This is a genomic window from Ruegeria sp. AD9 (assembly GCF_056542305.1).
In genome coordinates this window covers 204,587-216,405 of sequence record NZ_JBQFZP010000006.1, presented here as the reverse complement: position 1 = coordinate 216,405, position 11,819 = coordinate 204,587, and the positions used below count along the sequence as shown (strand labels likewise).

Below are 11,819 nucleotides of genomic sequence, written 5' to 3'. Positions count from 1 at the left end.
TCGCTGCGCTGCAAAGCGCCGGGCAAAACACTGCCTGTACGGAAATGGCAGCTTGCCGCACAACCTGAACCACGAGTCGGCGGATTGTATCCGAGCCCTGAAACGACAAACCCCCGGGCCATGCCTCGGGGGTCGTCAAATAGTGTCATCCAAAGCTGGACGAAATCAAAGATCTCAGAGCAGACCTTCGCGCTGGGCTTTCTTGCGCGCCAGTTTACGGGCACGGCGAATCGCTTCAGCTTTCTCGCGCGCTTTCTTCTCGGACGGTTTCTCGAAATGTTGCTTGAGCTTCATTTCACGGAACACGCCTTCGCGCTGCAGCTTTTTCTTCAGGGCACGAAGCGCCTGATCGACGTTATTGTCGCGAACACTAACCTGCATGTGGTTGTCACCACCTTTCTAGATAGAGTTGCAAGGAAATTGCAGGAGTTGGCCGTATAGCAAAGCCGCCCTAACTTGTCTAGTACTGGACCTGACAACCGGAGAACCGTCATGACCACAACATATGAAGATGCAAAACGGCAGCTTTTGGACGCGATGCTGAATCATGTTCCTTTCGACGGCTGGTCGGAAACCAGCTTTCGCGCCTCGGTTTCCGATTGTGGTCTGGATGACGGTTTGGCACGTGCAATTTGCCCGCGCGGGGCGGTTGATCTGGCACTGGCCTTTCATGCGCGCGGCGATCAGGTGATGCTGGACCGCCTCAGGTCCGAGGACATGAGCGGTCCAAAATTCCGCGATAAGATTGCCGCTGCGGTCCGGTTCCGGTTGCAGGCTGTTGAAGACAAAGAGCTGGTGCGCCGGGGCATGACGCTGTTTTCCCTGCCAGCGTATGCGACCGATGGGGCCAAGGCCTTATGGCAGACCTGTGACCTGATCTGGGACGCACTGGGCGATACGTCGGAAGATGTGAACTGGTATACCAAACGGGCAACCTTGTCGGGGGTCTATTCCTCGACCTTGCTGTTCTGGCTGGGTGATGACAGCCCTGACCATCAGCGCACGTGGGAGTTTCTGGATCGCCGGATCGCAAATGTCATGGAGTTCGAAAAGCTCAAGGCTCAGGTGCGTGACAACCCGGTGTTGAAACCCTTTCTTGCAGTTCCGAACTGGCTGGCAGGTCAGGTGAGGGCACCGGCCAAGATGCGGGGTGATCTGCCTGGCATGTTGAACCCCCGAAAGTAACGCGTCTTGGTGCTGGGCCTTGCCTCTGATGCCTGTTAGGCATTGGGCAAAGGAGGTGCCTATGACCCAGATGATGCGTGCTGTTGAGATCACTCAACCGGGTGGTCCCGATGTATTGCAGCTGACCGAACGTCCTATCCCTAAGCCGGGGGCCGGACAGGTTGTATTGAAAGTGGCCTATGCCGGGGTGAACCGCCCCGACGCTTTGCAACGCGCGGGCGCTTACGATCCGCCGCCGGGCGCCAGTGACCTGCCGGGGCTTGAAGCTTCGGGCGAAGTGGTCTCGGTCGGTGTGGGGGTCGAAGGACTGTCTGTCGGTGATCAGGTCTGCGCACTGCTGCCCGGCGGTGGCTATGCGGAATACGTTTCGACCCCAGCGGCTCATTGTTTGCCTGTGCCCGCGGGTATGGGAATGAAAGAGGCAGCGTGTCTTCCCGAGACCTTCTTCACAGTCTGGTCCAACGTGTTCATGCGTGGCGGGTTGAGGGCAGGTGAACGTTTTCTGGTTCACGGTGGGTCCAGCGGTATTGGTACGACGGCAATCCAACTGGCCAATGCCTTTGGCGCGCGCGTTTTCGCCACGGCTGGCTCGGATGAGAAATGTGAGGCTTGCATCAAGCTGGGCGCCGAAAAAGCGATCAATTATCGCGATGAGGATTTCGTAGCAGCCATGCGCGCCGAAGGTGGGGCAAACCTGATCCTCGATATGGTCGGCGGTGATTACATCCCCCGCAACGTCAAGGCCCTGGCCGAAGATGGGCGGCTGGTGCAAATCGCGTTTCTGCAAGGGCCTGTGGTCGAGCTGAACTTTGCCCTGATGATGGTCAAGCGCCTGACCCTGACCGGCAGCACCTTGCGCCCACAAAGTGATCTGGCCAAGGCGCTAATCGCGCAGGACCTGCGCGAAGCTGTCTGGCCTCTGTTGGATGCCGGAAAAGTTGCGCCCGTGATGGACAGCGAGTTTGATCTGACCGAAACCGCCGCCGCCCATGCGCGCATGGAAAGCTCGGGTCATATTGGCAAGATTGTTCTGAAGATCGCGGGTTGAGTTTAGAATGCGCGGGCGAGTCCCGCGCGTTCACGCAACGGCGCGGCGATACAGATGCCACGTGGCATGACCCAGAACGGGCATCACCACGATAAGCCCCAACAGCAGTGGCAAAGCCCCCAGGAACAAAAGCACCGCTACGATGAATCCCCAGGTCAGAATGACGCCGGGGTTGTGACGCAGCACCCTGAATGATGTCACAACAGCAACCGGCAGGCCTACTTTACGGTCCAGCAGCAAGGGAAAACTGACGACGCTGATCGCCAGTGCGCAAAGCGCAAAAACGAATCCAACCGCTGTTCCAACAATGACCATCGTCCAGCCCGCGGAGGTCGTGAACACCTGCGTGGCAAATGCGCTGAGCGACGCTGGAACCTCGGGGCCCATCGTGTAGGTGTGAATGCTTTGTGCCACCATCAGCCAAAGCAGCAGCAGCATCACAAGGTAAAACCCCAAAACCAGAATTGCTCCGAATGACGGCGAGCGGAGCACACCAAATGCGTCCAGCCAGTGAACCTCGCTGCCCTGTTCACGCTTGCGGCTGATCTCATAGAGGCCCACGGCCGCAACTGGCCCGATCAGCGCGAAGCCAGCGACCAGAGGGGCCAGAAGCGGAACCAGGTTGGCATTCAGGGCAAAGCCGAACATCAAAAGCCCGGCAACCGGGTATACCAGGACAATGAACACCACATCCGCTCGGGTTTCGAGAAAATCCTGATACCCCGCCCTCAGGCAGGCGCGTAGGTCTTGCAGGGTCAAGGTCTGCACCATTGGCACTTGCGTTGGATCTGCACTGCCAAGTTGCGAGACGCTTTCTGTAACGTGGTCACCTGTGGCGCCCAGAGCCTGGGCCGCCCAGCTGATCGGGTTTCCGATTGTCTTAGCCATTTCTTCACCCTTCCCTGGCGAGACTTGCGCCGCGGAACGGATCCGGCATTCAGTTGCCCGTGGCCGGCCCAACCGGCAACGCCATGCCTCAGTATAACATAAATTTTCGAAATCTGGATCAATACTCCGGCATCGGACGGATTGCCCTGTGTCACAGTCATGTTAGCTTGATGGCAGGCAAGAGGAGGTCAGGATGCAGAAAACAGCGAAAACGGTTGTGATTCACGAATTTGGTGGGCCTGAGGTTTTGCGGATCGAAGACAGGCCTGTAGGTGACCCCGGTCCGGGTGAGATACGTATTCGGCATCAGGCCTGCGGGTTGAACTTCATCGACGTATATCAACGCACCGGCCTGTATCCCCTTGATCTTCCCCATGCTTTAGGCATGGAAGCGGCGGGAACCGTTGAGGCGGTTGGGGATGGGGTGACCCACCTTCAGCCGGGGCAGCGGGCCGCTTACGCCGCAGCCCCGCCCGGTGCTTATTGTGAGGCGCGCGTGATGCCCGCTGCGCAGGTTTGCCCGCTACCGGATGGCATCACATTCGAAGCCGGTGCAGCGATGATGCTGAAAGGTCTGACGGTTGAATACCTATTTCACCGGACCACACCATTGAAACGGGGTGATACGGTCCTGTTCCATGCGGCAGCTGGCGGGGTCGGGCTGATCGCATGCCAATGGGCTAAATCCGAAGGCATCACCTTGATCGGAACGGCGGGGAGTGACGAGAAATGCAGCCTTGCGCGGTTTAACGGGGCCGCGCATTGCATCAATTACAGGTCCGAGAATTTCGCAGAACGCGTGGCTGAGATTACAAAGGGTCAGGGCGTAGACGTGGTGATGGACTCGGTCGGAGCGGACACGTTCGAAGGATCACTGGATTGCCTGAAACCGCTGGGCATGATGATTTCCTTCGGCAACGCCTCGGGCCCGGTTCCACCGTTCAACCTTGGGGTTCTGGGCCAGAAAGGCTCGCTCAAGATCACCCGGCCCACGTTGTTTACTCATATCGCGGATCATGCGGTGTGTCAGGCAATGGCGCGTCGCCTGTTTGGCAAAGTCGAGGGGGGTGAGGTCAAAATCCATGTCGATCAGCGTTTTGCCTTGGATCAGGTTGCTGATGCGCATCGTGCGCTTGAGGCGCGGCAAACGACTGGCAGCACAATTCTGGACCTGTAACTCTGGACCTGTAACGCAGTATCCAAACAATATTGCCCATTGAATTGGGACACTTGATGCGCTGAATGGGAAGGGCAAGAGGTCTTCAATAACATACGGCGGCGGAAAACCCGCCGCCGCTGTGCCTGAAATAATCAGGTTTTACTGCGATTGCAGCTCTGCCGGGGATTTTTCAGCAATCGTTTCCCAGTTTGCGCTCGCGCTTTCGATGAAACCCGGGATGTCGCCTTCCCAGCGCTCCTGAATGTCTTTGGACAGGTTCAGATACAGCTTGTTGTCAACGATCTTCCAGTGGTTCGGGTCGCCGTCGAATTTAAAGCCCATGGCCGCGCCGAAGGCACAATAGCCGCCATATGCGGGCAGATATGCTTCGGGGTTGGCTTCAAAGGCTACTTTGTTTTCTTCCGACGAGAACCGGTACAGTGCCTCATCGTGCAACGCAGTGATGCGGTAGTCGCCTTTGGTTGCCTCGCCAGCAGTGAAATACGCCACCGGATCATAACCCTGCATCGCCAGACCGGTCGAGCTTGCGTTGATTTCAACACCAGCCGCCAGCGCGGAGGTTGCCAATGTGACAGACAGTGCCACGCCACTGATCAGAGATTTAAACTTGTTCATTGCTTCACCTTTCGTGAAAAGAGCCCGTTCGACACCGCGAAAATTGCCGCCGTAAGGCCCAGATTGTTGTCCTGTGTGGCCCGTAATTGACCGTCACGATAGCGATTTGGGAAGCGGGCTGATCACGTTCAAAACAATGATTTGTGATTGTGCGCAGGTGATAGAGCCACTGTTCTTTTTTGCCGATCTCGCCTCAGGCATCCGGCCTTAGGTTCAGGACAAATGCGATGACTTTGCATGCGGACATTTCACAGGGTCTTAGCAACGCGCCGCTGCCCATGGTCTGATACAGGTTCAGGCTGATATAGTCGGCTCCGCCCAGTTCGTGCGCAACCAGCTTGTGGGATTTACCACCCGCCATTCGTTGACGCACAACAACATAGCGCCGACCGCCGGAGGTTCCGGTGAAACTGCCCAAGGGCAGTGCAAAAAGGGCATACAGAAACCCGTCTGGCGCGATCACGGCTTTCCGATTCTGGGTTCCGTTCCGGCCTTGATCCGCGCGACGTTCGAGCTGTGCCGCCAGTAGACCAGAAGTGTCAGAATTATCCCAAGGATAAATGTAGTCCCGTTTGACAGCAACAACACCCAAGTCGTTGACAGCGCGGCCGCAGCCAATGCGCCAACCGAGGATATCCGCCAGATTGCCGCCGCGACCAGCCAGGTCAGGCAGCAGGCAACACCGATGCGCCAGTCCAGTGCCAGCCAAAGCCCCAGAAAGGTTGCCACGCCCTTGCCACCCTTGAAGCTCAGCCAAACCGGAAAGCAATGGCCCAAAAACGCCAATAGTGCAGCCACTTGGGCCGCATCTTCACCCGCATAGGCACGTGCAATCAGAACGGCCGCCGCGCCTTTACCTGCGTCAAACAGCAAGGTCAGCGCCGCAGCGGCCTTGTTGCCGGTGCGCAGGACATTTGTCGCCCCGATATTGCCGGACCCGATCTCGCGCAGATTTCCCAGCCCCATGATCTTGGCAAGCAACAAGCCGAAGGGAATGGAGCCCATCAGGTATCCAACCACCGCCCATTGGAGCAGTTCGCTAGTCGAGTTGTCGATTGGGGGCATCAGGGTCTCCGGAACACTTCATTACCTGCTACATAGGTCGAAATGACCTTACCTTGCATCCGCTGGCCGTCAAATGGAGTGTTCTGAGATTTTGATTTTAGTGCAAACCGATCAAGCACAAAAGGCACATCCGGGTCGAACAGAACCAGATCGGCTGGCGCGCCTTTCGACAGGCGACCGCTGTCCAGTCCAAGCCGCTTGGCCGGGTTAAGGGCCATGGCCCGAAACAGCGTCGGCAGATCCAGCTGGCCCGCGTGATACAGGCGCAAGGCCGCAGGCAGAAGCGTTTCCAGTGCGACCGCACCAGAGGCCGCTTCTTCAAACGGCAGGCGCTTGCTTTCTTCGTCCTGAGGGGTGTGCATCGAGCTGATGATATCGATCAGCCCGGTGCGAACGGCTTCGATAACCGCTTGCCTGTCGTCTTCTGATCGCAGCGGCGGCTTGACCTTGAAGAAGGTGCGATAGTCGGCCACGTCAAGCTCGTTCAACGTCAAGTGGTGGATCGACGTCCCTGCGGTTATGTCCAGCCCATTGCGCTTGGCGCGCTCCAGTGCAGGCAGCGCCCGGGCCGTGGTGATCTGGTCGGCGTGATAGGCGGCGCCGGTCATCTCCAACAGGGCAATGTCGCGGTCCAGCCCCATCCGCTCTGCCATCGGTGACACTGCGGGTAGGCCGCGCAATGCGGCGAACTTGCCGCTGGTCGCCGCGGCCCCGGCGCTCAGCCCCGGCTCTTGCGGATGGGCTATCACAAGCGCGCCACAGGACTTCGCATAGGTCAGGGCGCGGTAAAACACCTTTGTATTGGTGATGACGTAATCGCAATCGGTGAAGGCGATCGCGCCCGCGTCCAACAAAAACCCGATTTCGGTCATCTCGCGCCCTTCGCGCCCTTTGGTCAGGGCAGCCATCGGCAGAACATTGACCGGCGCATCGGCCTGCGCCCGGCGTGTCGCGAATTCCAGCGTTTCCGGTGTGTCGACTGCTGGCAGAGTATCCGGTCGGGTGACAATCGTCGTGACACCGCCAGCCGCGGCAGCAAGTCCTGCTGACCGATAGCTTTCCTTATGACGTTCACCGGGTTCACAGACCTTGACGCCAATATCGATGATGCCAGGGGCGAGGCACTTGCCGTTGCAATCTACGATATGCCCCTCCGTACTCGGAGCAATTCCTTCGCCTCGGGCGGTAATCCGGCCATCGTTCACCTGCAACCAGCCAGTTGACTCTGCTCCCGCTTCGGGGTCGATCAGGCGTGCGTTGGTGAAAAGAACGGTATTCATGGAACAGCCCTTTCGATGGCGGCCTTCGTGGCGGCGGGATCGGCCTGATACTTGATCAGGTGTTTGTCTCCGCCCTTGGTAACGACTTGCACGAAACTGCCCATGGTTTTGACCGCCTCGATCTGATTCAGCGCAACTTTTCGCTCGCCGGGACCGGTCAACAAAGTGTCGGTCATCTTCCAGTTTGCGGCCAGTTCTTCCGATGCCAGATACCACGCGCGGATGCCGATAGCGGCGAGGCCAGCAGGTGCTCCGGTCCAGACATAAGGGTTGCCGGTCAACCACAACACAGCCATTGCACCGGCCATGGCAGCGGCCGCAAGCCACGCATTGGTGCGGATATACGCGCCCTTGTCCGGGGCAAAGACTACAGGATCAGCCATAGAATCCCTCCGGTGATCAAAAGTACTACCAATGCCATAACAGCCGAGCCTATGCGGAGCGGTTTGTTGTCAACCGGCGCGGTTTGCGGGGCCGAGAAAGGTCTGGCGCTTTCGGTTTCGATCGTTCCGCCGGTCCAATTGGTTGCCTCTTCCGTGAAAAGGCCCGTCAGGTGCAGCCGGGGATCGGGTTCAAGTGTCATGGTCTGGTCTTTGAACGCTGCGCTGCGCAGGACCATGACCCATCCGCCGATCTGCGCCAGCGCGGCACGGTCCAACTGATCCTCGGACACGCCACACCCTTCGTACAGATAGCCGTAAAGCCCAAGTTCCTCGAGGTCGGACACCGGAAAGACGTCGATCTGCTCGGGGTCCAGCCCGTCGACGCCAAGCACCTGATCGGCGGCACCCGGTTCGCGCAGGAACTTTGCCTCTTCTGGGCGCATGTCCAGCGTGAACAGGCGCAGGACGCCGCGTTCATGGGGGGCGACCTTCAGATTGTTCATGCAACCTCGCGCAGGTTGCGGGCCAGAAGGTCCATTGCGGCCATGCGGACAGCGACCCCCATCTCCACCTGCTCCTGTATTACGGACCGATTGATGTCATCAGCCAGGGTTCCGTCGATCTCAACCCCGCGGTTCATTGGGCCGGGGTGCATGACGATGGCATCGGGCTTGGCCAGCGCCAGCTTATCCGCATTCAAGCCGTAACGGTGGTAGTATTCGCGTTCTGACGGGATGAAGCCTCCGTCCATTCGTTCTTTCTGAAGGCGCAGCATCATGACCACATCGACGTCTTTGAGACCCTCGTTCATGTCGTCATAAACCTCGGCCCCGAACTCGGCGAATTGCGACGGCACGAGTGTGGGCGGGCCGATCAGACGAATGCGGTTTTCCATCTTGCCCAGCAGGATCAAATTGGATCGAGCAACACGAGAGTGCGCGACATCGCCGCAAATGGCGATGTTCAGACGGTGCAGGCGACCTTTGGCGCGGCGGATCGTCAGCGCGTCCAGCAAAGCTTGAGTCGGATGTTCATGCCGCCCGTCGCCTGCGTTCAGAACAGCGCAGTTGACCTTTTGCGCCAGCAGGTCGACCGCGCCCGAATGCGGGTGACGCACCACCAAAAGGTCGGGATGCATCGCGTTCAGGGTCAGCGCAGTGTCGATCAGCGTCTCGCCCTTTTTGATCGAACTGGCCTGCATCGCCATGTTCATCACATCTGCACCCAGACGCTTGCCAGCCAGTTCGAAGCTTGCCTGCGTTCGGGTTGAGTTTTCAAAGAACATGTTGATCTGGGTGAGCCCCGACAACACATCCGAATGTTTGGTCGACTGGCGGTTCATGTCGACATAGGTTTCGGCCAGATCGAGAATTTCGGTGATATCGGATTGCGACAGATGCTCGATGCCAAGAAGGTGACGATGGGCGAAACGCATGGGCGGGCTCCTGTCTGACAATCGGGCCGCTTATAGAAAGCCACGCGGTGCAAAGCAACCTAAGGATCAGAACCCTCTGGCAGTTTTTCGCAGCCACCCTCTGGCAGACATTGTTCACCCGGTTTGCACCATTTGCCGTATCCGCAGTCGATGGCTTTGATCGGCACGCAACCCTGATGGACCGAGCATTTGAATCCCGGACGGCACTGTGAGCCTGTTTCCTCGCACAGGAACCATCCCGGGCGGGAACAGCCCCCACCCGGCAAGCAGGACGAGCCGCGCGCGCAAGCGCGGCCATCCTCGCATATCGTGGGAGGGGCTGTACCCGGATCTGGTGTAATTCGTTCACATTCGCCGCGCCCATTGCAAAAACTGTCACCGGGGCAATCCAGACGCGATGTGCATTTGTTTGCGCCTGCGGGTGCACAACGCGCTCCTCCGGCCACGCAGCGTTCAAACGGGCCGCAGCTGCGCCCGCCACCGCAATAGGTACCGCCCAGCGGTATGCAGTGCCCATCAAAGCTGCATCTTTGACCGCCGGAACAGCAGGTGGTGCCGCACTTGAACTGGCCCGCGCGGCATTGGCCCTGTACGTTGTGGAACGTCGCCAAAGCCGGATCGCCGGAAAGCACCAGTCCAAGCCCGATCAGGAGGATTCGCAAGGTTCTGAGCATCGTACCAAGATGGTCGGCGCGACAGAGCGACCGATCAAGCCCAATTCGCTTTCCATCAGCCTTCAGGCGGGTAAATTATCCATATGGAATCGGGCTTGGACTATTACTCTGCACGGGCACTGCTGGAATGGCAGGTCGAACTGGGCGTGACCGAAGCAATCGGGGACGCTCCGGTTGATCGATATTCGGTGCCGGACACGTCACCAAAGCCCAAGAAGGCAGAGGTTGCGGCAGCCATCCCGTCAAAGCCCGGACAGACCGACCCGGTAACGGTTGCGCAAGCAGTGGCCAAGGGGGCGGGGTCACTGGATCAGTTGCGAGATGCGATGGAAGCTTTTGATCACTGCGAGCTGAAGCGCGGGGCGCGGCAGTTGGTTTTTGCTGATGGAACGCCCGGTGCGCGGGTGATGATCATTGGTGAGGCTCCGGGCCGCGACGAAGACCGCGAGGGCAAGCCCTTTGTCGGGCGCGCGGGCCAGTTGCTGGATCGCATGTTGGCCGCGATTGATCTGGATCGCAGGCAGAACGTCTATATCACAAACGTGCTGCCATGGCGGCCCCCACAGAACCGTGACCCAAAGCCCGAAGAAATCGGGATGATGAAGCCGTTCCTGGAACGTCACGTGGCGCTGGCCCGGCCCGAGGTGCTGGTGGTGATGGGTAATATCAGCTGTCAGGCCGTTCTGGGCAAGCGCGGGATTACCCGATTGCGCGGCCAGTGGGATCAGGCGCTGGACCTGCCTGTGATCCCGATGTTTCATCCAGCTTATTTGCTGCGCCAGCCGCAAATGAAGCGTCAGGCCTGGGCTGATCTGCTGGAGTTGAAAGCCCGGCTGCGAGGTGAGTCATGAAGGTCTTGGCGTTTTCCGATCTTCACATGGCGCGCAATCGCGCCGCTGATCTGGTGGCGGCCAGCGCTGATGCCGACCTGGTTATTGGCGCCGGGGATTATTGTAACATGCGTCTGGGTCTGGACGAAGCGATGCAGATGCTTTCGGGCGTTTCAGCGCCCCTGGTCCTGATACCCGGGAATGCCGAAAGCGCAGAGGATCTGGGCAAAGCTGTGCCCGAGGGTGTGCATGTTCTGCATGGAACGGGAATGACAGTGGATGGATTGCGCCTGTTCGGACTCGGCTACGGTGTTCCACCCACACCGTTTGGTGATTGGTCCTGTGATCTGACCGAGGGTGAGGCCGCCGAACTGCTGGCGCGCTGTGACAGAGCGGATATCCTGATCTCGCACTCACCGCCCAAGGGTCATGGGGATGTGACCTCGCAAGGTATGGCTGTTGGTTCGGTCGCTGTCCGGAACGCGATCGAAAGGATACAGCCCCGTTTCACGTTTTGCGGCCATATTCACGACAGCTGGGGTTATCGCGGCTCGATTGGCCGCACCCGGATCGCCAATCTCGGTCCCAAGGTAAACTGGTTCGAGGTCGCCGTATGATCGAGACGGTAACGCTGCTTGCCTTCATTCCCGCTGCGCTGGCGCTGAACCTGACACCGGGGGCGGATATGATGTTCTGTTTCGGTCAGGGTTTGCGATCAGGTCCGCGTGCTGCAATTGCCGCAAGTGCCGGGATTTCCGCGGGTGGAATGATACAGGTCCTTCTGGCTGGGCTGGGCCTTGGCGCGGCGGTTACGGCCGTGCCATCGCTGTTCGATGTCATTCGCTGGGTTGGTGTTGCATACCTGTTGTATCTGGCCTGGTGTGCCATTCGAAATGGCGCAGTGTCGGCCGAGGCCCCTGTCAAACCGGCCCGGTTGTCCTTTCGGGATGGGATGCTTGTCAATCTGACGAACCCCAAGGTTATTCTGTTCGTTCTGGCCTTTATCCCACAATTTGTAGACCCGTCGCGGGGGTCGGTCCTGATGCAGTTTTTGATCTTCGGCACAATCATCGGCATCGGTGGGTTCGTCGTGAACGGGCTGGTAGGTGTTTTCGCCGGAAGCGCGGGGCGTCATCTGGTCTCGAATCCGCGCGCCTCACGTATTTTGGGTTGGATTACAGGGGGCATTTTTGCGGCCCTTGCGGTCCGGCTTGCCATCCTGGAAAGGGCCTGACA

16 protein-coding genes are annotated in these 11,819 nt (G+C 58.8%); 7 read left to right on the top strand and 9 right to left on the bottom strand.

The window, feature by feature from the left end:
* Positions 1-174 precede the first annotated feature (174 nt).
* Positions 175-381, bottom strand: a complete 207-nt coding sequence (gene rpsU / locus ACR0AM_RS11520; RefSeq protein ID WP_005614280.1) for a 30S ribosomal protein S21 — start codon at positions 379-381, stop codon at positions 175-177.
* 111 nt (positions 382-492) lie between these two features.
* Between rpsU and ACR0AM_RS11515 the strand changes: the two genes are divergently transcribed.
* Together ACR0AM_RS11515 and ACR0AM_RS11510 are read left to right on the top strand one after the other, a co-directional pair.
* Positions 493-1,185, top strand: a complete 693-nt coding sequence (locus tag ACR0AM_RS11515) for a COQ9 family protein (RefSeq protein WP_480622965.1) — start codon at positions 493-495, stop codon at positions 1,183-1,185.
* 61 nt (positions 1,186-1,246) lie between these two features.
* The gene (locus tag ACR0AM_RS11510; RefSeq protein WP_480622964.1) at positions 1,247-2,233 is read left to right on the top strand and encodes an NAD(P)H-quinone oxidoreductase; all 987 of its coding nucleotides are present in this window, start codon (positions 1,247-1,249) and stop codon (positions 2,231-2,233) included.
* Positions 2,234-2,263: 30 nt separating this feature from the next.
* On the opposite strand, the gene ACR0AM_RS11505 is transcribed toward ACR0AM_RS11510, so the two are convergent.
* Positions 2,264-3,121, bottom strand: a complete 858-nt coding sequence (locus ACR0AM_RS11505; protein WP_480474962.1) for a DUF2189 domain-containing protein — start codon at positions 3,119-3,121, stop codon at positions 2,264-2,266.
* Between the two features lie 193 nt (positions 3,122-3,314).
* Between ACR0AM_RS11505 and ACR0AM_RS11500 the strand changes: the two genes are divergently transcribed.
* Complete coding sequence (locus ACR0AM_RS11500; protein WP_480604668.1) at positions 3,315-4,298, top strand: quinone oxidoreductase family protein; 984 nt, start codon at positions 3,315-3,317, stop codon at positions 4,296-4,298.
* Positions 4,299-4,439: 141 nt separating this feature from the next.
* Here the strand turns inward: ACR0AM_RS11500 and ACR0AM_RS11495 are convergent, their stop codons facing one another.
* From ACR0AM_RS11495 to ACR0AM_RS11465, 7 genes are all read right to left on the bottom strand, one after another.
* Positions 4,440-4,916 carry a YHS domain-containing (seleno)protein gene (locus ACR0AM_RS11495; protein WP_267365535.1) on the bottom strand — a complete coding sequence of 159 codons (477 nt, stop codon included), beginning with the start codon at positions 4,914-4,916 and terminating at the stop codon, positions 4,440-4,442.
* A 193-nt stretch (positions 4,917-5,109) separates the two neighbouring features.
* Complete coding sequence (locus ACR0AM_RS11490) at positions 5,110-5,379, bottom strand: hypothetical protein (RefSeq protein WP_480483043.1); 270 nt, start codon at positions 5,377-5,379, stop codon at positions 5,110-5,112.
* Complete coding sequence (plsY, locus tag ACR0AM_RS11485) at positions 5,376-5,981, bottom strand: glycerol-3-phosphate 1-O-acyltransferase PlsY (RefSeq protein ID WP_480585434.1); 606 nt, start codon at positions 5,979-5,981, stop codon at positions 5,376-5,378. Before plsY ends, ACR0AM_RS11490 begins: the two co-directional genes overlap by 4 nt.
* Positions 5,981-7,261: a dihydroorotase gene (gene pyrC / locus ACR0AM_RS11480; RefSeq protein ID WP_480622963.1), complete on the bottom strand. Its 1,281-nt coding sequence runs from the start codon at positions 7,259-7,261 to the stop codon at positions 5,981-5,983. Before pyrC ends, plsY begins: the two co-directional genes overlap by 1 nt.
* On the bottom strand, positions 7,258-7,644 hold the full coding sequence (locus tag ACR0AM_RS11475) for a hypothetical protein (protein WP_480474974.1): 387 nt from the start codon (positions 7,642-7,644) through the stop codon (positions 7,258-7,260). The genes pyrC and ACR0AM_RS11475 overlap by 4 nt, the downstream gene beginning before the upstream one ends.
* Positions 7,629-8,147, bottom strand: coding sequence for a hypothetical protein (locus ACR0AM_RS11470; RefSeq protein WP_480554246.1), 519 nt, complete (start codon positions 8,145-8,147; stop codon positions 7,629-7,631). Before ACR0AM_RS11470 ends, ACR0AM_RS11475 begins: the two co-directional genes overlap by 16 nt.
* On the bottom strand, positions 8,144-9,079 hold the full coding sequence (locus ACR0AM_RS11465) for an aspartate carbamoyltransferase catalytic subunit (protein WP_480622962.1): 936 nt from the start codon (positions 9,077-9,079) through the stop codon (positions 8,144-8,146). Before ACR0AM_RS11465 ends, ACR0AM_RS11470 begins: the two co-directional genes overlap by 4 nt.
* A 509-nt stretch (positions 9,080-9,588) precedes the next feature.
* Here ACR0AM_RS11465 and ACR0AM_RS11460 point away from each other — a divergent pair.
* Genes ACR0AM_RS11460 through ACR0AM_RS11445 form a run of 4 tightly spaced genes read left to right on the top strand, consistent with a single transcriptional unit; the run spans position 9,589 to position 11,817 of the window.
* Positions 9,589-9,903: a hypothetical protein gene (locus ACR0AM_RS11460; RefSeq protein ID WP_480622961.1), complete on the top strand. Its 315-nt coding sequence runs from the start codon at positions 9,589-9,591 to the stop codon at positions 9,901-9,903.
* Positions 9,837-10,604 (top strand): uracil-DNA glycosylase, encoded by a 768-nt coding sequence (locus ACR0AM_RS11455; protein ID WP_480622960.1) that lies wholly within the window; start codon positions 9,837-9,839, stop codon positions 10,602-10,604. Before ACR0AM_RS11460 ends, ACR0AM_RS11455 begins: the two co-directional genes overlap by 67 nt.
* On the top strand, positions 10,601-11,200 hold the full coding sequence (locus ACR0AM_RS11450) for a metallophosphoesterase family protein (RefSeq protein WP_480622959.1): 600 nt from the start codon (positions 10,601-10,603) through the stop codon (positions 11,198-11,200). The genes ACR0AM_RS11455 and ACR0AM_RS11450 overlap by 4 nt, the downstream gene beginning before the upstream one ends.
* Positions 11,197-11,817 carry a LysE family translocator gene (locus ACR0AM_RS11445; protein WP_480622958.1) on the top strand — a complete coding sequence of 207 codons (621 nt, stop codon included), beginning with the start codon at positions 11,197-11,199 and terminating at the stop codon, positions 11,815-11,817. Before ACR0AM_RS11450 ends, ACR0AM_RS11445 begins: the two co-directional genes overlap by 4 nt.
* Positions 11,818-11,819: the final 2 nt, after the last annotated feature.

What these genes read in the sequence shown, in the direction of transcription:
- ACR0AM_RS11470 (WP_480554246.1), bottom strand. Translation starts at nt 8,147, where the DNA reads ATGAACAATCTGAAGGTCGCCCCCCATGAACGCGGCGTCCTGCGCCTG.
- ACR0AM_RS11445 (WP_480622958.1), top strand. Translation starts at nt 11,197, where the DNA reads ATGATCGAGACGGTAACGCTGCTTGCCTTCATTCCCGCTGCGCTGGCG.
- ACR0AM_RS11505 (WP_480474962.1), bottom strand. Translation starts at nt 3,121, where the DNA reads ATGGCTAAGACAATCGGAAACCCGATCAGCTGGGCGGCCCAGGCTCTG.
- rpsU (WP_005614280.1), bottom strand. Translation starts at nt 381, where the DNA reads ATGCAGGTTAGTGTTCGCGACAATAACGTCGATCAGGCGCTTCGTGCC.
- ACR0AM_RS11465 (WP_480622962.1), bottom strand. Translation starts at nt 9,079, where the DNA reads ATGCGTTTCGCCCATCGTCACCTTCTTGGCATCGAGCATCTGTCGCAA.
- pyrC (WP_480622963.1), bottom strand. Translation starts at nt 7,261, where the DNA reads ATGAATACCGTTCTTTTCACCAACGCACGCCTGATCGACCCCGAAGCG.
- ACR0AM_RS11510 (WP_480622964.1), top strand. Translation starts at nt 1,247, where the DNA reads ATGACCCAGATGATGCGTGCTGTTGAGATCACTCAACCGGGTGGTCCC.
- ACR0AM_RS11515 (WP_480622965.1), top strand. Translation starts at nt 493, where the DNA reads ATGACCACAACATATGAAGATGCAAAACGGCAGCTTTTGGACGCGATG.
- plsY (WP_480585434.1), bottom strand. Translation starts at nt 5,981, where the DNA reads ATGCCCCCAATCGACAACTCGACTAGCGAACTGCTCCAATGGGCGGTG.
- ACR0AM_RS11500 (WP_480604668.1), top strand. Translation starts at nt 3,315, where the DNA reads ATGCAGAAAACAGCGAAAACGGTTGTGATTCACGAATTTGGTGGGCCT.
- ACR0AM_RS11475 (WP_480474974.1), bottom strand. Translation starts at nt 7,644, where the DNA reads ATGGCTGATCCTGTAGTCTTTGCCCCGGACAAGGGCGCGTATATCCGC.
- ACR0AM_RS11455 (WP_480622960.1), top strand. Translation starts at nt 9,837, where the DNA reads ATGGAATCGGGCTTGGACTATTACTCTGCACGGGCACTGCTGGAATGG.
- ACR0AM_RS11495 (WP_267365535.1), bottom strand. Translation starts at nt 4,916, where the DNA reads ATGAACAAGTTTAAATCTCTGATCAGTGGCGTGGCACTGTCTGTCACA.
- ACR0AM_RS11450 (WP_480622959.1), top strand. Translation starts at nt 10,601, where the DNA reads ATGAAGGTCTTGGCGTTTTCCGATCTTCACATGGCGCGCAATCGCGCC.